The sequence below is a fragment of the Paenibacillus sp. sg306046 genome, from assembly GCF_059821225.1.
This window is the reverse complement of record NZ_JCAMRT010000010.1, coordinates 141,237-159,328: the sequence shown is the minus strand read 5'-3', so window position 1 is coordinate 159,328 and position 18,092 is coordinate 141,237. Positions and strand designations below refer to the sequence as shown.

Annotated in this window: 16 protein-coding genes; 2 read left to right on the top strand and 14 right to left on the bottom strand. The window is 58.2% G+C overall.

The features are described 5' to 3' along the window. Window positions 1-79: 79 nt before the first annotated feature. On the bottom strand, window positions 80-988 hold the full coding sequence (locus AC6ROY_RS12625; protein ID WP_500100821.1) for a LysR family transcriptional regulator: 909 nt from the start codon (window positions 986-988) through the stop codon (window positions 80-82). A 114-nt stretch (window positions 989-1,102) separates the two neighbouring features. On the opposite strand from AC6ROY_RS12625, the gene AC6ROY_RS12620 reads away from it, so the two are divergent. Both AC6ROY_RS12620 and AC6ROY_RS12615 read left to right on the top strand, forming a co-directional pair. Next, on the top strand, window positions 1,103-1,474 hold the full coding sequence (locus AC6ROY_RS12620) for a CidA/LrgA family holin-like protein (RefSeq protein ID WP_500100820.1): 372 nt from the start codon (window positions 1,103-1,105) through the stop codon (window positions 1,472-1,474). Beyond that, window positions 1,475-2,155, top strand: coding sequence for an LrgB family protein (locus AC6ROY_RS12615; RefSeq protein ID WP_500100819.1), 681 nt, complete (start codon window positions 1,475-1,477; stop codon window positions 2,153-2,155). 95 nt (window positions 2,156-2,250) lie between these two features. On the opposite strand, the gene deoC is transcribed toward AC6ROY_RS12615, so the two are convergent. From deoC to AC6ROY_RS12550, 13 genes are all read right to left on the bottom strand, one after another. Next, window positions 2,251-2,937 carry a deoxyribose-phosphate aldolase gene (deoC, locus tag AC6ROY_RS12610; RefSeq protein WP_500100818.1) on the bottom strand — a complete coding sequence of 229 codons (687 nt, stop codon included), beginning with the start codon at window positions 2,935-2,937 and terminating at the stop codon, window positions 2,251-2,253. A gap of 300 nt (window positions 2,938-3,237) precedes the next feature. Then, window positions 3,238-4,194, bottom strand: coding sequence for a DNA-binding transcriptional repressor DeoR (gene deoR, locus AC6ROY_RS12605; protein WP_500100817.1), 957 nt, complete (start codon window positions 4,192-4,194; stop codon window positions 3,238-3,240). 27 nt (window positions 4,195-4,221) lie between these two features. After that, a complete protein-coding gene (locus tag AC6ROY_RS12600) occupies window positions 4,222-5,175 on the bottom strand; it encodes an ABC transporter permease (RefSeq protein ID WP_500100815.1) in 954 nt (317 codons plus the stop codon). A gap of 4 nt (window positions 5,176-5,179) precedes the next feature. Continuing rightward, window positions 5,180-6,253, bottom strand: a complete 1,074-nt coding sequence (locus tag AC6ROY_RS12595) for an ABC transporter permease (RefSeq protein ID WP_500100813.1) — start codon at window positions 6,251-6,253, stop codon at window positions 5,180-5,182. Continuing rightward, the gene (locus AC6ROY_RS12590; protein WP_500100812.1) at window positions 6,250-7,773 is read right to left on the bottom strand and encodes an ABC transporter ATP-binding protein; all 1,524 of its coding nucleotides are present in this window, start codon (window positions 7,771-7,773) and stop codon (window positions 6,250-6,252) included. Before AC6ROY_RS12590 ends, AC6ROY_RS12595 begins: the two co-directional genes overlap by 4 nt. A gap of 109 nt (window positions 7,774-7,882) precedes the next feature. Next, window positions 7,883-9,007, bottom strand: coding sequence for a BMP family lipoprotein (locus AC6ROY_RS12585; protein ID WP_500100811.1), 1,125 nt, complete (start codon window positions 9,005-9,007; stop codon window positions 7,883-7,885). 357 nt (window positions 9,008-9,364) lie between these two features. Continuing rightward, entirely contained in the window at window positions 9,365-10,219 is an 855-nt protein-coding gene (locus tag AC6ROY_RS12580; RefSeq protein WP_500100810.1) for an SDR family oxidoreductase, read from the bottom strand. Next, on the bottom strand, window positions 10,216-11,289 hold the full coding sequence (uxuA, locus tag AC6ROY_RS12575; protein WP_500100809.1) for a mannonate dehydratase: 1,074 nt from the start codon (window positions 11,287-11,289) through the stop codon (window positions 10,216-10,218). Before uxuA ends, AC6ROY_RS12580 begins: the two co-directional genes overlap by 4 nt. Window positions 11,290-11,443: 154 nt before the next feature. Beyond that, window positions 11,444-12,181, bottom strand: coding sequence for an SDR family oxidoreductase (locus AC6ROY_RS12570; protein ID WP_500100808.1), 738 nt, complete (start codon window positions 12,179-12,181; stop codon window positions 11,444-11,446). 236 nt (window positions 12,182-12,417) lie between these two features. Continuing rightward, window positions 12,418-14,706, bottom strand: a complete 2,289-nt coding sequence (locus AC6ROY_RS12565; protein WP_500100807.1) for a helix-turn-helix domain-containing protein — start codon at window positions 14,704-14,706, stop codon at window positions 12,418-12,420. Window positions 14,707-14,972: 266 nt separating this feature from the next. Continuing rightward, a complete protein-coding gene (locus AC6ROY_RS12560; protein WP_500100806.1) occupies window positions 14,973-16,148 on the bottom strand; it encodes a mandelate racemase/muconate lactonizing enzyme family protein in 1,176 nt (391 codons plus the stop codon). Further along, a complete protein-coding gene (locus AC6ROY_RS12555) occupies window positions 16,138-17,187 on the bottom strand; it encodes a glycoside hydrolase family 88/105 protein (RefSeq protein ID WP_500100805.1) in 1,050 nt (349 codons plus the stop codon). Before AC6ROY_RS12555 ends, AC6ROY_RS12560 begins: the two co-directional genes overlap by 11 nt. Continuing rightward, entirely contained in the window at window positions 17,184-18,092 is a 909-nt protein-coding gene (locus AC6ROY_RS12550; RefSeq protein WP_500100804.1) for a dihydrodipicolinate synthase family protein, read from the bottom strand. Before AC6ROY_RS12550 ends, AC6ROY_RS12555 begins: the two co-directional genes overlap by 4 nt.

Below are 18,092 nucleotides of genomic sequence, written 5' to 3'. Positions count from 1 at the left end.
CAACCTGCAATCCGCAAGTCAAGCGAGACAACGGCAAAAAAGCCCTGTCTCCGGCAGGAGCAGGGCGCTGCGAGCGGCCTCAGACACCGGAGGTGTCCAGGTTCAGGTCCGGGAAGGAATCCTGCACAAAACGAATCCACGCCCTGGCCGCATGCGACAAGTACGCGTCGCGCCGCCAGATCAGCGCCAGATGCCACGGCATGACCGGCTGCACAAGCTGAATCTGGGCGGCATGCGCCGGATCAAGCGCTTCACACATCGTTTCCGGCAGCAGCGACACGCCTAGACCGGACGCCACCATCTCCCGGATAAAATCCCACTGCGAGCTTTCATACCGCACATTCGGCCGGAAGCCGACCCGCTCGCATTCGTCGATGATCATATCATGCAGCGCGAATCCTTCGCGGAATAAAATAAACGGCTCCGGCTCCAGCTCATGCAGCGCCACCTCGGTCCGCCCGGCCAGCCGATGCTGCGGGTGTACGATCAGCTTCAGCTTGCGTTTAATAATCGGGTGAACGGCAAATTTCTGCTCATCGGTCGGCAGCACGCTGACGCCCATATCCAGATTGCCTGCCGCTACCTCGCGTTCAATTTTCCGGGCGCCATCTTCAACCATCCGGATCGTCAAACCGGGATAATGCTGGTGGAAACGGCTCATCACCCCGGCGAAAAAGCTGGAGCCGGCCATCGGCGGCAGGCCGATCCGAATCAGGCCTTTGCTTAGCCCGGTCAAGTCCTTCAGCTCCCGGTCAAGGTTATCGAACGCTTGCAAAATTACCCGGCCCTGCTCGCATACAAGCGCTCCGGCATCCGTCACCTCCACCTGCTTGCCGATGCGGATGAACAGATCGACCCCCAGCTCCTGCTCCAGCTTGCGGATCATCTTGCTCAAGGTCGGCTGCGTAATATGCAGCGCCTCGGCCGCCTTGGTGAAGCTGCGCCAGCGGGCAAGCGCGGTCACATATTGCAAATCGCGAAGTTCCATACGGCCCTAACGCCCCTTTTTATCATAGACAAACGGCATGAAAATGATGAATATGATTCATTTTACCAATACCAATCCCCGCTGTATACTTGCGATAGAAAGGAAGTCATCGGTATGAATACCGCTCTGAAAGGTTGGCTGCAAGTCGTTGGCTTCATCCTCATCTCCACCTTGATGAACGCGCTGGCAGGCTGGCTGCGGCTCCCGATTCCGGGCAGCCTGCTTGGTCTGGCGCTTGTGTTTCTGCTGCTGCAGCTCAAGCTGATCAAGCTGGCCTGGATTGATCTCGGAGCGAAATGGCTGCTTGCGGAAATGCTGCTGTTTTTCATTCCGCCTGCGGCCGGGATGATTCAATATCAATCGCTGCTGCTCGAAAGCGGCTTGCGTATTTTGCTTGTTGTCCTCGGCAGCACGGTGCTTGTCATGATCTGCGCCGGTCTTCTGACCGAGCGGATCGCTACCAAACAGGAAAGAAGGCGGTTCTAAATGCTGTTTGCAGCCTGCCTGATCGGTACGCTTGTTATCTACCTAGCAGTCAAATGGCTGTACCGGGCCCGCCCGATGACGCTGCTGTCTCCGCTGCTGGTTGCTCCGGCGCTGATCGTAGCCAGCCTGCTGTACGCAAAAATCCCCTATGCAACTTATGAAGCCGCAACCTCGGGGATCAGCGGGATGATTGGCCCGGCTACGGTGGCAATGGCCGTCCCCTTGTACAAAAACTGGCCTGTGCTCAAAAAGCACGCGCTTGCCATTAGCGTCAGCGTGCTCGCCGGCTCGCTCCTTTCGGTCGTATCCTCCATCTGGCTGGCCCGCGTGCTGCAGCTGGGCGAGCCGCTTGTGCTCAGCCTCGCTCCCCGCTCGGCGACAACGCCAGTTGCGCTGGCGGTTTCCGGGATGAGCGGCGGCTTGCCCGCGCTGACCGCGCTGGTCGTGCTGCTGACCGGCCTGCTTGGCATGTTGCTCGGCCCGCTGGTCATTCGCTTATGCCGGATTCGCAACGACATCGCCCGCGGCGTGCTGCTGGGCACAAGCGCCCATACGGCCGGCACGTCCAAGGCGTTCGAATACAATGCGCTGACCGGCTCCATTTCGAGCATCGCGATGATGCTGACAGCGTTTATCATTTTCGGCGCAGCCCCCTGGCTGCAGCAGCTGCTTGGCCCCTAGCCGCCTCCACGCTTGTAGTACGACAACTATTCGCTCACGCAAAAAACCTGGCAAAGCGGGTCCCAAGACCTTATTTGCCAGGTTTCCCCGTTTCCTTAATACCCGTCGCCCTGCAGCCCGGACACGATCGCAACGCTTGCGCTCGCCCCGATCCGCGTAGCTCCGGCTTCGATCATCCGCTGCACGGCCGCCAGATCGCGCACGCCGCCGGACGCCTTGACGCCCATCTCAGGGCCGACCGTCCGGCGCATCAGTGCAATGTCCTCCACCGTAGCGCCTCCCGGGCCAAAGCCGGTAGACGTTTTGACGAAGTCTGCGCCTGCGGACTTGCTCAGCTCGCAAGCCTTGACCTTCTCCTCATCGGTCAGCAGCCCCGTTTCGAGAATGACCTTGACTGCGGCGCGGCCCTTGCACGCCTGGACAACACCCGCGATATCCTGCTCCACCTCGGTCAGGAAGCCGGATTTCAACGCGCCGACATTCAGCACCATATCAATTTCCGTCGCGCCGGCGGCAATCGCATCACGCGCCTCCATCATTTTGGACAACGTGCTCGTTGCGCCCAGCGGAAAGCCGACAACCGTCGTAATGCCGACGCCTGAGCCTGCCAGCTCGCGGGCTGCCGTCGGCACCCAGTACGGATTCACGCAAACCGTCGCAAACCGGTATTGCTTGGCTTCCTCGCACAAGCGGATGACCGCTTCGCTGCTGCTCTCCGGCTTCAATAACGTATGGTCAAAATAAGCGGACAACGTATTCACTTGATTAGCTGCAGATTCCATCGTTTCTCTCCCTCTCGTCGCTTGCGCGCCGTCACCCGTTCTAGGACGTGTCTCAAAACTCGCTGAAGTGCATCTTTTACCGCCTTTTCGCCCCCTGCCGCGTCACTNCCTCTCGTCGCTTGCGCGCCGTCACCCGTTCTAGGACGTGTCTCAAAACTCGCTGAAGTGCATCTTTTACCGCCTTTTCGCCCCCTGCCGCGTCACTTTCCCTTGACGTGCCCCGGCACGCCTGCGGAAAACTTCCTCGCTTGGAACGAAAATTCGGCAAAATCTGCTGCCTTCAGCGGTTTCAGACACGCCCTAACCGTCGCGTTCAAGCAAATACTTGGCTGTAAACTGATCCGTAATTAACACATTCGCATAACCGCCCCGCAGCGCCCCGTAGATGCCCTCTACCTTCTTCGCCCCTCCGGCGACGAGCACGGAGCGCTCCTTGCGCTTCAGCTCCTCCAGGTCGATCCCGATCGTCCGGCCGTTCAGCTCCTCCGCGATAATGTTTCCTTCGATATCGAAGTAACGGGAGCAGATGTCGCCCGCCCCCTTCTCGTGGATCGTGCGGAGGTCGGAGGCCGAGAAATAGTTGGCTTTAATCAGCACGGAATCCTCCGTCGGCACCCCGACTGTAATAAAGGCGAGATTGGACTGCTTGCCCAGCTCCAAAATGTTGCGGATATGGCGGTCCGACTCAATCGCGTGGCGAACGACGGCATGATCGACAATCGCCGGCAGCGGGATAAAATACGGTACCGTATGCAGCGCCTTGCCGAACAAATGCACAATTTCATACGCATACGTATTTGTCTCCGAATGGCTGACGCCGCCGTTCAGCTGCACAACCTTGACATCCTTCAGATGCCGGTCCTTCAGCCGCAGCGCCATCTCGTACAGCGTCGTCCCCCATGTCGTAGCGATGATGTCGCCGTCCTTCACCGTTTCATGCAAATACGCCGCCGCCTTGCCGCCGACATACTTTTTGACAATGGCGTCCTCATAATCGGGCACCGTGGCAATCACCGCCTGCTTGAGCCCGAACTTGCGCTCTAGCTGCTCCGTCAGCTGGCTGATATTTTCCCACGGATCGAAAATGTTGATCTGGACGTATCCTTCGTCCTTGGCCTGCTGCAAAAACCGGCTGACCGTCGGGCGGGATACGCCCAGCTTGGCGGCAATCTCCTGCTGGCTGTAGTCCAGCTGGTAATACATGCGGGCCGCATCAATCATTTTGGCCCGTTTGTCTTCCGCACGCTCATCCGTCATCACGCTCAACTCTTTCCTGGCCGGAGCTTAACGCTTGCCTGAATCAAATACTTCCCCGGCTGCCTTCGGCGCCTGCGAGGACTTGGAGAATACGACAAGTGCGATCAGGGTAACCACGTAAGGGAACACCTTCAGCACAATCGGCGGAATAACCGCCAGCGACGGCACAACCTGCGATACGTTGGCGAGCGTGCTGGCGAAGCCAAAAAACAGCGTGGCGGCCAATACGCCAGCCGGTCTCCATTGACCGAAAATAAGCGCGGCCAGAGCCAGGAAGCCGAGACCCGCCACATTGCCGGTAAATTCGCCGGCGATGGTCAGAATCAAAATGCCGCCGCCCAGCGCGGCAAACGCCCCGGAAATCATCACGCCGAAGTAACGTATCTTCCGCACGTTTACCCCCGCTGCTTCCGCCGCCTGCGGATATTCGCCGCACGCGCGCAGCCGCAGCCCGAAGGCTGTCTTGCGCAGCACAAAGGCGCTTATGGCCACGATCGCCAAAATGATCCAGGTCGTCATATACGTCTTCGTAAACAGCAGATCGCCGATAATCGGAATGTCCGACAGAAACGGCACATCAAACGGCGTCAGTCCGCTTTGAATGCGGATATTGCCGCTGCCGGTCATGTTGCGGGCCAGGAAAATCGTCAGCGCGCCGGCAATCATATTAATCGCCGTTCCGCTGATGACCTGATTGGCGCTCAGGTTAATGCTGGCAAACGCATGAAGCAGTGAAAACAGGATGCCGACGATAACTCCGGCCAGCAGGCCGATCCACAGCACCGCAGGCTGATGCGGATACAGGTCGCTCAGCTTGACGACGACAAAGGCCGTCGCGAAGGACCCGACGACCATGAGTCCCTCCAGACCGATATTTACAATCCCGCTTCGCTCGCTGAACAATCCGCCCAGCGCCGTAATGAGCAGAGGGATCGTGAACATCATCGCATACGGAAAAATTTGTTGCAGCGTTGTCCACATGAGACTATTCCCCCTTCCCGCCGGATGCGGCCGATTGTCCGGTGCGACGCTTTTTGGCGATAAGCCGCCGGAGCAGCCGATCCATCAGCACGCTGGTTGCCGCGAAATAAATAATAATCGCAATAATCGAATCCGCAATTTCCGGCGGAATTTCCGTCATCGCATTCATGAAGCCGCGGCCGGAATACAGCAAGCCGAAAAACAGCGCGGACAGCAGTACGCCGATCGGCGCATTTGCCCCGAGCAGCGCAACGGCAATTCCATCATAGCCTTGTGTCGGCAGCAAGCCGATCTGGATGCTGGACGCGTTGCCCGCATAATGCACGACCCCCGCAAGTCCGGCAAGCCCGCCGGAGATGACCATCGACAGCACGATGCTGCGGTTGACGGCAATACCGGCATATTCGGCCGCATGCTTGTTGAAGCCGACAGCCTTCAGCTCATAGCCGAGCGTCGTTTTATTGATGATAAACATAATGACGATCACCGTAATGACAGCCAGAAACAGGCCGAGGTTGACATACGAGCCGCCGAACATGTCCGACAGAAACGGCACCCGGAGCGTCGCCTCGGGAGGCAGCGTTTTCGACTCCGTTTCCAGAAACTCCGCCTTGAGGTAGGCCGGTACTGCGTAATAAATCGTCCAGTAAGCAACCCAGTTCATCATGATCGTCGATACAACCTCGTGCACATTGTATTTAGCCTTCAGCAAGCCGGGGATAAACGCCCACAGCATGCCGCCGAGCATCCCGGCCAGCGTCATCAACAGCAGCAGCAGCGGACCCGGCGCGCTCACATTCAGCCCGACCGCCGTAGCGCAGAAGCCGCCAAACAGCATTTGCCCGGCTGCGCCGATATTAAACAATCCGGTGCGGAAGGCGAAAGCAACCGACAGCCCTGTAAAAATAAGCGGTGTTCCGGTCGCCAGCGTATTGCCGAAGCGTTCGATGTTTTTCAAGCCGCCCTCAAACAAAAACTTGTAGCCGAGCAGCGGGTTATGTCCGGTTACCGCCATCAGCACGGCGCCTGCAAGCAAGCCGAACACAACAGCCATCAAGGATATGGCGACGTTTCTCATCCGTGCTCACCCCGTTTCACGCCGGCCATCATCAGGCCCATTTCATTTTCCGTCGTTTCCGCTGTCACCACGGTGTCTACAAGCTCCCCATTGTTCAGAACCGCCACCCGGTCCGATACGTTTAAAATTTCGTCCAGCTCCAGGGAGACGAGCAGCACAGCGTTGCCTTTGTCGCGATGCTCGATCAGCCGCTTGTGGATATATTCGATGGAGCCGACATCCAACCCGCGTGTAGGCTGGACCGCAATCAGCAGCTTCGGATTCAGCTCGATTTCGCGGCCGATAATCGCCTTCTGCTGGTTGCCCCCGGACAAGGAGCGCGTTACGGAGGTCGCCCCTTCTCCGGAGCGGACATCGTAGCTTTTCAAAATCGCTTCCGCATAGGAACGAATCTTCGACTTGTTCAGGATACCTTTGCTCGCAAAGGGCGGCCGGTTGTAAATTTCCAGCACCATATTTTCCTCCAGCGTATAATCCAGCACCAGTCCGCGCTTCTGCCGGTCCTCGGGAATATGGCCGATCCCGCTCTGAATTCGTTTGCGGATCGACAGCTCCGCGATGCTTGAGCCGTTGAAGTCGACCGTTCCGGACTCGATTTTGCGCAAGCCTGTGATCGCTTCAACCAGATCGGATTGGCCGTTGCCCTCTACCCCGGCAATCCCGACGATTTCACCGGCCCGCACCTCCAGTGAGAACGCCTTCAAGCCCGGCACGTTTTTGGTCTTGTTGACCGTCAGCCGATCCAGCTTCAGCACAACGTCGCCCGGCTGGCTTGGCTTTTTATCCACCTTAAACGTCACCTGACGGCCAACCATCATCTCGGCCATCTGCTGCTCGCTCGTCGCTGCGACATCGACCGTGCCGATCGTTTTGCCGCGGCGGATGACCGTGCAGCGATGCGCAGCCGCCTTGATTTCCTTGAGCTTATGCGTAATGATAATGATCGACTTGCCCTCTGCGATCAACCGCTGCATGATGCGGATCAGCTCCTGAATTTCCTGCGGCGTCAGCACCGCGGTCGGCTCATCCAGAATCAGCACCTCGGCATCGCGGTACAGCATTTTGAGAATTTCCACGCGCTGCTGCATGCCGACGGAAATATCCTCGATTTTGGCGTGCGGGTCCACATTAAGCCGGTATCGCTTGGACAGCTCGTCGATGCGCCGGGCCGCGCCTTTCAGATCGAGCACGACGCCCTTGCGCAGCTCATTGCCGAGCATAATATTTTCCGTCACGGTAAAATTGCTAACCAGCTTGAAATGCTGATGCACCATCCCGATCCCCAGCTTGTTCGCCACATTGGGGCTGGCAATGCGGGTTTCCTGGCCGTTCACCTTGATAACCCCTCGATCCGGCTGGTACATGCCAAACAGAATGCTCATCAGCGTCGACTTACCGGCCCCGTTTTCGCCGAGGAGCGCATGAATTTCTCCTTTTTTCAACTGCAGCGTAATATCGTCATTTGCCACGATGCCGGTAAACTCCTTGCGGATTCCCAGCATCTCGACCACATAGTCCATCCTCTCGACTCCTCCCCGGGTAAAAGCCGCTTCCTGCCGAACTTCAAAAAAAGAGACGGCATACATCCGTCTCTTCGGTTAATTCGTTTATTGCTTCAGCCATCGCAGATTACTTGATCAGATCGCCTTTTTCGGCTGCAACTTTAATTTCGCCGCTTTTCAGCTTCGTCGTAACATCCTTCACCTTGGCAACCGTATCGTCGGTCAGGTTCGGGTTTTTCTCAGGCAAGCCGACACCGTCGTTTTTCGCGTCGAAGGTCAGCGTTTTGCCGCCTGGGAATTTGCCGTCTTTCTCTGCTTTAACCATATCGTAAGCGGCTTGGTCCAGCTTCTTCATCGCCGAGGTCAGGATGACGGACTTGCCGTCCGCGTATACGCCGTCCGCATACTGGTCGACGTCAACGCCGATGACCCACACGTCTTTACCGGCTTTGACCCGCGTCTTCGCTTCGTTGATCGCGCCTACGCCTACGCCGCCGGCTGCGGTGAAGATCGCCTTCACGCCTTTGTCATACATTTGCGCCGCCAATTGAGAGCCAGCCGCTACGTTGTCAAAGCTGCCTTGGTACACAACGTTTTCAGGCTTGAGCGTCAGCTTCGTTCCGAGCTTTTCGTTTGCATATTTCACGCCTTGCTGGAAGCCCCAGTTGAACTTCTGTACAGCCGGAATTTCCATCCCGCCGATAAAGCCCGCTTCCGCTTCCTTCAATTGAACGGCTGCAGCTACGCCAGCCAGAAAGCCGGACTCATGCTCCGCGAAGAAAATCGAAACCGTGTTTTCCTTTACAGCAGCTTTGTTGTCGCCTGCATGCGGGGAACCGTCAATCAGGACAAACTTCGCATCCTTGTATTTTTCCTGCGCTTTGAAGATCGCCGTTTCAAATTTGAAGCCCGGCGCTGTGATAAACTTGAACCCGGCGTCGTACAGGTTGCCGATTTCCTTCAGATAATCAGGCTCCGTTGTGCCTGCAGGCTTCAAGTATTTCGTTGTCAGGCCAAATTCCTTGCCCGCCTTTTGCAGCCCTTCCCAAGTACCCTGGTTAAACGATTTGTCGTCGATCGTGCCCGCATCCGTAACCATCCCGATCTGGAACTTCGCTGCCGCCGGCGCCGGCGTGCTTGCTCCGCCCGCAGAATCCTTCGTGCCGCCCGCACCCGTACTGCTGTTGCCGCAGCCGACGACAACGGACATCATGGCACTTACAATTGCTAACGAGATTAATCCTTTTTTCATTCCGCTTACCCCTTTTTTTGAATTAGTCATGTGAATGCGATACTGCCTGCACTTCGGTGGCTCCAGCAGAGCTTGTCCGCTGAAATTTTGTAAAAATGGAATTGAACCATTTGTTTAACTTTAATATAAATTGAAACTGACCATTTGTAAATAAATATCTCCATGTTTTCTTAACAAAAAACAATTTCGGCTATACCTGACAAGCCATGTTCACAAAAAGTATGCCCTGACGGCAAAAAAACATCCCTCAAACGGGATGTTCAGGCAGCGGAGGCCGTCCCGGTCAGCAGGCGGCTGGACGGAACGGCAGTGACAAGTCCGCGACTTTCATTGGGTTTCAAAGAAAAGCTCCGGCCCTTATACGCCGGAATACGCCATAAAGCCGCCGTCCACCGGCACCGTAATGCCGGTTACGAATCCGGAGGCGCGGTCATCGGCCAGCCATAGCAGCGTGCCCAGCAGATCGCCCGGTTCGCCGAAGCGACGCATCGGGGTATGCGTCATAATCTTATGCGAGCGCTCCGTCAGGCTGCCGTCCTCGTTCGTCAGCAGGCGGCGGTTTTGCTCCGTCAGAAAGAAGCCCGGCGCGATCGCATTCACCCGGATGCCGACGTCGGCCATATGGACGGCCAGCCATTGGGTGAAATTGTCGATCGCCGCTTTGGCCGCGCTGTAGGCCGGAACCTTGGTCATCGGACTCGGCGCGCTCATCGACGACATATTGATGACAACCGCGCCCGGCTTGTTAATCATCTGCTTGGCAAATACCTGCGTCGGAATGAGCGTGCCCAGAAAGTTCAGATTGAAGACGAAGCCGAAGCCCTCCTCGGTCAGATCAAAAAACGTGCGTAACTCCGGGTTCAGCAAATCCTCTGGAGCAAACGTCTCCTTCGTTGTACTGCCCTGCGGATGATTGCCGCCCGCCCCGTTGATCAAAATATCACATGGGCCAAGCTCCGACTCCACGACCGCCGCTGCAGCGCGGACGTTGTCCGCATGCAGCACGTCGCAGGCGACCGCAATCGCCGTACCGCCCGCCTCGCGGATCTCCGCCGCGATCTGCTCTCCCTTCTCCGCAGTCCGGTTCAAAATCGCGACCCGCACGCCTTGCCGTCCCAGCTCGCGCGCCATCGCTGCGCACAAGACGCCGCTGCCGCCGGTAATCACAGCGACCCGGCCCTTTAATTGCTCATGAATCGGTAATTGCATCACACAACCGCTCCCTTCGTCCGCTCCAGCGAATCCCATATGCCCCACAAATACATAATGCCAAGCGCCCGGTCATACAGTCCATAGCCCGGCCGGCATTTTTCATCCCAAATATGGCGGCCGTGATCAGGCCGCGCATAGCCAGTGAACGCGCGTTCATGATACGCCTTCACAATATCGCACATATCCACCGTCCCGTCCTGCGCCCGGTGCGACGTTTCAATGAAGTCACCGTTCGGGTACACACGGACATTGCGAATATGGGCGAACGGAATCCGGTCGGCGAACTCCCGCACCATCGCCGGAATGTCATTGGCCGGATTCGCGCCGAGCGAGCCGCTGCACAACGTCACGCCGTTATACGGGCTGTCCACCAGCGACAACAGCCGACGGATGGAATCGCGGCCCGTCATGATACGCGGCAGGCCGAAAATCGACCAGGGCGGATCATCCGGGTGAATGGCCATTTTAATGTCGTGCTCGGCGGCTGTCGGAATAATTTGCTCCAGAAAATAGTGCAGATTGCTCCACAAATCTTCTTCGCTGACACGCTTGTACGCCTCGAACAGCGGTGACAGCCGCTTGAGCCGCTCCGGCTCCCAGCCCGGCATCGTAAAGTCCGGCGTATCGGCGATCTGGCGGACCAGCTCCTCGGGGTTCATCCCGTCAACCTTCGCCTTCTCATAAAACAACGCCGTCGAGCCGTCCTCCAGCTCTTTGAACAAATCGGTGCGAATCCAGTCGAACACCGGCATAAAGTTGTAGCAGATCGTTTTGACGCCGACCTGGGCCAGCTTCGCAATCGTCCGCTTGTAGTTGTCGATGTATAAATCCCGCGAGGGCAAGCCGAGCTTGATGTCCTCGTGAACGTTAACGCTTTCGACAACCTCCAGATGCAAGCCCGACTCGTCGGACAGCTGCTTGTAAGCCATGATTTTATCCATCGGCCATTCTTCACCGGCCGGCACATCATGCAGCGCCCACACGATGCCTTCGACGCCCGGAATTTGCCTGATCTGCTTCAGGCTTACGGTGTCATTCCCTTCCCCGTACCAACGAAACACCATTTTCATCGCAAGCACCCTTTCGATCGTAAGCGGTTTCTCCGCAGTCTCTATCCCCTGACTTCCTACTTCGCCGCAGACTTGCCGATTTCCTTCGCCTTCTTCATTAAAATTCCATATCCGCCTGCCCCAGCAACCATCCGGCCGGCATAAGCTGCCCGGCTCAGCCCCGCCGCAGCAACCGGTAGGTGAAAAACGGGGCCAGCCTATGCAGCCAGAGCAGCCACTTCACTTTGCCTCCGTAAATGACAGGCCGGCCGCGTTCGATCCCGGCGATAACCTCGCGGGCAAATGCCTCCGGCGCAAGCTTGCCCCTTCCTCTGCCTGCGGTCATGGGCGTATCAACCAACGGCGCCATCGCTTCGATCGCCTGAACCCGCGTCGGCTCCAGCTGGTAGCGCAGCGTGCGGGTAAAGGAGGACAAAGCCGCCTTGGAGGCGCAGTAAACCGGAGCGTTTTCCTTGGGAGCAAGCGCCAGCCCTGACGTTACATTTATAATCGCCGCCTCCGGCTTGCCGAGGAAGGAAGGCAGCAGCAGCGCGATTAAGCGAACCGCCGCTGTGAAGTTTATGTCCATCTCTTGCTGCAGCTCCTCCAGCGACGGCATAGGCTTGGCATCGTAGCGGCCGACAAGCTGGATACCGGCGTTATTAAACAGCACGTTTACCTTCGGGTGCTCATGCTCCAGCCATTCAAGCAGCTGCAGCCGCTCATGCTCCAGACTAATATCGCAGCTGTAGGCATGCAGCGCCGGTTCTGCTTGCTTGACAGCAGCCAGCTTCTCCCGGTCCCGGCCGACAATAATGACCTCGTTGCCTCGCGCGACAAGCTGCCGGGCCAGCGCCAATCCGATGCCGCTCCCGCCCCCGGTAATTAACACATGCTGTTCGGTAAGTTTCATAAATGATGTCCTCCTCAAAGCGGCTCCGCCGGTCGCCGGGCTGCGGCGCGGCATGCTGTGCCTGATCGTCTGATGCCAGCTTAGCGGATTGCGCGCCCCGTTTCATTAACAAAGGTTAACGCCGAGCATAAGTCGGGCATAAGTCGGGCGTAACATGCTGCCTGCGCAAGCCCGGCCGATCGGCAGCGCTCCTTCGCGATCCGGACCACGCAACGCAAACAAGACGTGCAGCCGCCCTATTGCGTCTCCGAATGCTGCTCGCGGTACTGTCCCGGCGTCATGCCCTCCAGCTTGCGGAAAGTGCGAATAAAGCCGGTTGCATTGGCATAATGCAGCCGCTGGGCGATTTCCGCAATCTTCAGATTGGTGCTGCGCAGCCAGCTCTTGGCCATATTCATCCGGTATTCCGTCAAATAATCCATGAAGGTGACGCCGACTTCCTTTTTGAACACCCGGCTGACATAAACCGGATGGTGATTCAGCCGCTGGGCGCACGATTCCAGGGTCAGATCGGCTCCATACCCGCTATGAATCATTTCCAGCACCCGCTGAGCCAGGTTGAAATATTGCCCTTCCACCCGCTCCTGCAAAAAGGACATCACCGGCGGCACCAGCTCGCGCTTGAACCACGCCGTTCCCTGCTCCACCGTAGTCAGCTTCATAAAGCTGCGTGTGGCCGACGGCACGCCGAGCAGCTGGTCCAGCGCCCCGCCCTGCTGACGGACAAGCTGATACAGCCGCGTAATGAGCTGAATCAGCAGCATCTGGTAGTCGTTGAACCCGACGCCCCGTTCTGTCAGCGCCGCCACATAACGGTCCAACTGCTCGCCCGCCGCCTCCGCATCGCCTTCCTTGAACGCAGCCAGGACCGCATCCTCCTGCTGCGTAAACGCCGTCATCGGCACGTCCTGACGGTCTCCGGCCGTATGGATATCCTCATAATGAATGATGAGGTCGTAGCCGAGCCGAATCCGGTGCTGCAGCGCCTCGCTTGCCTCCGCGTAGCCGCCTGTCGCATCGGTGCAGCGGACGAACGGGTGGCTGATGCCGATGCTGACCTTGAGCTGCAGCAGCTGATCAATATGCGATTTGATCGTTTCCGCCGTGCGGTAAAACTGCTCGCGCAGCTCATCGAGGTCCTCCGCCTCGCTGTGCAGCAGCGAAACCTGCGCATGGTCCAGCAGCACATTGCCGACCATTTGATTCGAAGGCACGGCCTCGGATACGATGTTGTGAATCGCAAACAGCAGCAGCTCCTTGTCGCTTTCCGTATAACGCGTCCCCTGGAGCGTATCAATTTGCAGCGCCAGCACGCCGAAGCGTTTGCCGAGCTTTGCAAAGCCATACGCTTCGCACTTGAACGCAAACTCGCTTTCCGTCAGCTTGCCCAGAAACAGCTTGAGCAGCAGATGCTCCTTGATTTGCAGCCGCTGCCCGTGCAGCTGCTGCTGCAGCTCGGCGCGGCTGCGGAACATCCCCTCGGCTCGCTGCTCCATTACCACAAATTCGTCCTGCTTGCGCGCAGACGGAGCCTCCGGAGCGAGCCGTTCAAGCAAGGCCGCCAGCTTGCCGATTGGCTTGTACATCCGCTTGGTGCCGTAATAGGCGAACGCCGAAATCAGCAGCAAAATAACCAGGCAGACGCCAGTCGTCAGCAGCGCAATTTTCGTGGAGCCCCGCGTAATTTCGCTGTGCGGCACAACGGATACATACGTCCAGCCGTTATATGGAGAGGTCTGGTAGCTGACGGCAGCCTGATTCAGCTCCAGATAACCTGTGCCTGCGCCCGGCTCGGCATCCGCGTCGGCCGCCTTCAGCTTGCCCGGCAAACCGGGCGGCAGCGGGTCAGCTCCGGCATTGCTCAAAATCGGCTGCCCTTGACGGTTCAGCACGTACCGGCTCCCCCAGCCTGCCTCCTGCCCCAGCGCAGAGGCCAGCTCCGCGTCCGCCAAATCAACAAGCAGCAGCGCCTTCGGCTGCTGGGAAGGCTTGATCATCGGCAGCTTGACCACCAGCCGTACGCCAGCGGCCGCCGGCTCCGGCTCGCTGCTGTCGGGTTCGCCCAAGCCGGACGTGATCCAGAACATGTTGGAGGCATGCTCTCCGTATTGCCCAAGCACGCCCGGCTCCTTGAACTCGGCCAGCGACGTAAAACCCAGCTTGCTGATCATCCAGCTCCATTCCACGTTCAGCAGCTGCGAATCGGTCACCCCCGGCAGCGAGTGCAAGTTATACAAGCCTTTGGCAAGCGCCTGAATGCGCTGGAAATCATCCGCCGTCAACGGAGCAAACAGCGATTCCTCGGCGGCTGCCGAACTGAGATATTGTACGGATGCCATTTCCACGCTTTTGAGTATTTGCTCGATCCGCATCCGGTTCTGGAGCAGCAGCTGGTCACTCGCTTCCTTGACTTTATTTTCACTGTCGCGTGCTGCGATATGATAGGAGAAAGCCCCGATCAACATAACAGGAATAGAAGCCACCAGCATCGTAAATACAAGCAGCCGGTGCAAATAGCTTGGCATCTTGCGGCTCCTCCCCCCGGCAGCGGTTATGCCCGTGAATTGACAACGCTTTCTTTTTCATTATAGCAGATTGCTCACCGACCGTCACAGCTGGGTATCTTTTCACCAGAGCAAGCAGCCTGGACGAAGAGGTGCGGAGCGTCGTTGTTGCGTAGCTCGCCTCCTACGTTCGCTTCTCCAGACAACAGAAGCCCCGCTCGGGAGCGGGGCTTGACGACAAGTTCAACGAACGAAGGCCGCACGCGGGCGCGGAGGCCAGCCGCCTCCTAGCTGCGAGTTTGCGAAGTGCGGTCCTGCAGCTGGTGAACCGACTGGGTGCCCCAGCTCAAATCGTCAACGCGATATTGGGCGATTTTCGCAGGGTCAAGCTCCATGCCGAGTCCCGGCAAATTGCGGTCCGGCAGCATCAGGTATCCGTCTTCATAACGCACCGATTCGCGCACGACATCGCCGACGTACAGCTCTGGACCCGTCGGATCGGACGTATAGTTCAGGTTGACCAGCGCGCCGCCCAGATGGGCCATCGCCGCCGTGCCGACCGACAGCTCCTGCGTCGTGCCGATCAGCACGCCGCGGCCAGCCACCTCAGCCGCTGCCGCCGCCTTGCGCGCCGCCGTCAGCCCGCCGATAAAAATCGGCGAAATGTTGAAAATATCGACCGAATCATGACGCAGCATCTCGGACTGCTGGCGGAAGCTCCACACATGCTCGCTGATCGGATGCTCCGACTTGAGCCGGAACTGCTTCAAGCCTTCGAAATCGTTTTGCGGCGCCGGGCTTTCGATCAGCTGCACGCCATACGGCGTCAGACGCTTCGCGATCTGCAGCGCCGACTTCCAGTCCAGCAAGTGGCTGAAGTCAAGCGACTTGATCGTCACCCGCGAGCCGAACTCGCGTTTGACGGCGTCCATAAACGCTTCATCCGCATCCGGATTTTTGCCGACATACAGTCTGAACGTATCGAAGCCTTGGGCCAGACGGGTACGCACAACCGCCACATTTTCCTCGACCTCGTCCATAAACCGGTGGCGGAAAATCGGGAAGCATACCTTGATCCGATCCTGCAGCCGTCCGCCGATGAAGTCGGAGACGGATAAGCCAAGCGCCTTGGCGCACAGGTCATGCAGCGCCGCGTCTACGCCGTTGCGGATAAAGTTGCCCTTCTCGTAGTAAAACATCGTCTCCGGGAAATGCGCCGACAGCTCCTTATTGATCGGCGAAATATCAAACGGATTGCGGCCCTTCAGAATCGAGCCAAGCACTTGGCGCAGATCGCCCACATCAAGCGAGTAATAAGGCAGATGGGAGAAGTCGGACATCTCGCCGATGCCTGTCAAGCCTTCGTTCGTATCCAGCTCCACCATCACATGCTTGCTGACAAAGCCGGTGTGGCGCGGAACGCCGACCACCGTCAGCCGAATATCGGTAATGCTAAGCTTCATCGGTTAATCCTCCTTGTACCGCTTCGCAAAGCGCCAGCAAGCCAAGCCCTTGCGTAAACGGAGTCACTTCGTATGCAATTTGATTGTAAGCCTGCGCATCCGCCTTGACCGGCGTTCCCGAGGAGCCGCCTGTCACATTGCCTTGCGCGTCCACCGCCCGCAGCACGGCTTGCATGCCCCGCTCGCCCATTGTGCGGAACTTCGGATCAATCAACCCGAGCCGGATTCCCTTCATCACGCCGTAGGCGATGCCAGCCGTTGCCGACGATTCGAGATACGTCGAGCTGTCGTTCAGTACGGTACGCCACAAGCCAGATTCGTCCTGCAAAGGCTGAAGCGCTTCCAGCTGGCGGTGAAGCGCCTCCTTGACGGCGTCTTCGCCCGGCTGCGGCGCCGGCGACAGCTCCAGCAGCTCGACGATGCCCGCTGTCATCCACGCATTGCCGCGGCCCCAGTGAACGCCGATCCAGCGCTGCTCCGCATCGTTCCAGCCGTGGTAAAACAGCTGCTGATCGGCGTCAAACAGCAGACGCGTATGCAGCTCCAGCTGGCGGTACGCTTCCACTGCCATCGCTTCCCGGCCGGTTTGCAGCCCGCGCTGAGCCATGTACAGCAAGCTCATAAACAACGTATCGGCCCACACCTGATCGGCCCAATTGTTGTCCAGAACCGTATGCTCCAGTGCGCCAGAGGCTGTCCTTCGTCCGCCTGTCATCAGGTAATCGTCGAACGTCCGGAACAAAGCATCATAGGCAGCCAGCGGCCGGCGCTCCTGCAGCTTGAGCATCGGCAGCAGCGGCGAGTTGCTATTGACGCAAATTTTCTCAATGCTGTCGAGCCTTGCGTTCACCCATTCACCGGCTCGCTCCGCCCAGCTGTAATCGCCCAATACCTCGCAAGCGCGCCACACCCCATAAAACGCTACGCCGATCGACCAGTCCCAGCGTCTCCAGCGAATACCTCCCGGCTCCTCGGAATGCGTAAAGCTCAGCTCCAATGTCCGCTCGGCAGCCCGGCGAATCGCGTCCTGGTAGCTCATCCCAGCACGCTCCATTTCTCCACGATGCTGCGCAAAATTTGCTTGTCCGCTTCATTCAGCGGCTCGACCGGCTCGCGAGTTACACCGGCCCGCAATCCGGACAGCTCCATCGCTTCCTTCACGACGACAACGTTGTTGCCCGCCTGGTACTTCGCACGCAAGTCCTCGAACGGCAGCGCCGCTTCCCACAGGGACCAAACGGTCGGCCAGTCGCCTGTCCGCAGCGCCTTCTCCATCCCGAGCGTCACCTGCGGCAGCACATTGATCAAGCCGGATGTAAAGCCGGTTGCGCCTGCCTGGTAGAAAAACGGAGCCCACTTCTCCGCAGTGCCGCAAATCCACGTTACTCCATACTCCGGCCCGATTTTCCGCACCGTTTGCGCGAAACGCGGCAAATCGTTAATCGCGTATTTCACACCGACGCATTTTTCCAGCGGAGCAAGCTCCAGCAAAATATCGTCGGAAATATGCTCATTTTTCAAATAAAGCGTCGACGGAATGTCCAGCGCGTCAATGACCTTGCGATAATAAGCCAGCGCGCCCGGCGTCGTCATATACGGATGGATCGGCTGATGGATCATGACGCCGTCCGCGCCGGCCTCCTGCGCGTAGCGGCCCAGGTCAATCGCCGTTTCCACCGAATAACCGATGCCCGCGATGACCACCGCCCGGCCGCCGACCCACTCGACGACCCGCCTGGTCACTTCCTTGGCCTCCTCCAGCGTCAGCGCGTAAAATTCGCCCGTATTGCCGCTGGTCACGATCACCTGAGTACCGACGGCCAGCAGGCCGTCGATATTTTCCTTCAGCCCGTTCCAGTCAATCGCCCGCGTCTCCTCGTCGAACGGTGTAATATGAATCGCGGAAACCGCGCTTAGCTTCTCACTCCAATTAATCGTTGACAC

Excerpts from the sequence above, each read along its gene's own strand:
- AC6ROY_RS12625 (WP_500100821.1), bottom strand. The coding sequence starts at position 988 with ATGGAACTTCGCGATTTGCAATATGTGACCGCGCTTGCCCGCTGGCGC.
- AC6ROY_RS12620 (WP_500100820.1), top strand. The coding sequence starts at position 1,103 with ATGAATACCGCTCTGAAAGGTTGGCTGCAAGTCGTTGGCTTCATCCTC.
- AC6ROY_RS12615 (WP_500100819.1), top strand. The coding sequence starts at position 1,475 with ATGCTGTTTGCAGCCTGCCTGATCGGTACGCTTGTTATCTACCTAGCA.
- deoC (WP_500100818.1), bottom strand. The coding sequence starts at position 2,937 with ATGGAATCTGCAGCTAATCAAGTGAATACGTTGTCCGCTTATTTTGAC.
- deoR (WP_500100817.1), bottom strand. The coding sequence starts at position 4,194 with ATGACGGATGAGCGTGCGGAAGACAAACGGGCCAAAATGATTGATGCG.
- AC6ROY_RS12600 (WP_500100815.1), bottom strand. The coding sequence starts at position 5,175 with ATGTGGACAACGCTGCAACAAATTTTTCCGTATGCGATGATGTTCACG.
- AC6ROY_RS12595 (WP_500100813.1), bottom strand. The coding sequence starts at position 6,253 with ATGAGAAACGTCGCCATATCCTTGATGGCTGTTGTGTTCGGCTTGCTT.
- AC6ROY_RS12590 (WP_500100812.1), bottom strand. The coding sequence starts at position 7,773 with ATGGACTATGTGGTCGAGATGCTGGGAATCCGCAAGGAGTTTACCGGC.
- AC6ROY_RS12585 (WP_500100811.1), bottom strand. The coding sequence starts at position 9,007 with ATGAAAAAAGGATTAATCTCGTTAGCAATTGTAAGTGCCATGATGTCC.
- uxuA (WP_500100809.1), bottom strand. The coding sequence starts at position 11,289 with ATGAAAATGGTGTTTCGTTGGTACGGGGAAGGGAATGACACCGTAAGC.
- AC6ROY_RS12570 (WP_500100808.1), bottom strand. The coding sequence starts at position 12,181 with ATGAAACTTACCGAACAGCATGTGTTAATTACCGGGGGCGGGAGCGGC.
- AC6ROY_RS12565 (WP_500100807.1), bottom strand. The coding sequence starts at position 14,706 with ATGCCAAGCTATTTGCACCGGCTGCTTGTATTTACGATGCTGGTGGCT.
- AC6ROY_RS12560 (WP_500100806.1), bottom strand. The coding sequence starts at position 16,148 with ATGAAGCTTAGCATTACCGATATTCGGCTGACGGTGGTCGGCGTTCCG.
- AC6ROY_RS12555 (WP_500100805.1), bottom strand. The coding sequence starts at position 17,187 with ATGAGCTACCAGGACGCGATTCGCCGGGCTGCCGAGCGGACATTGGAG.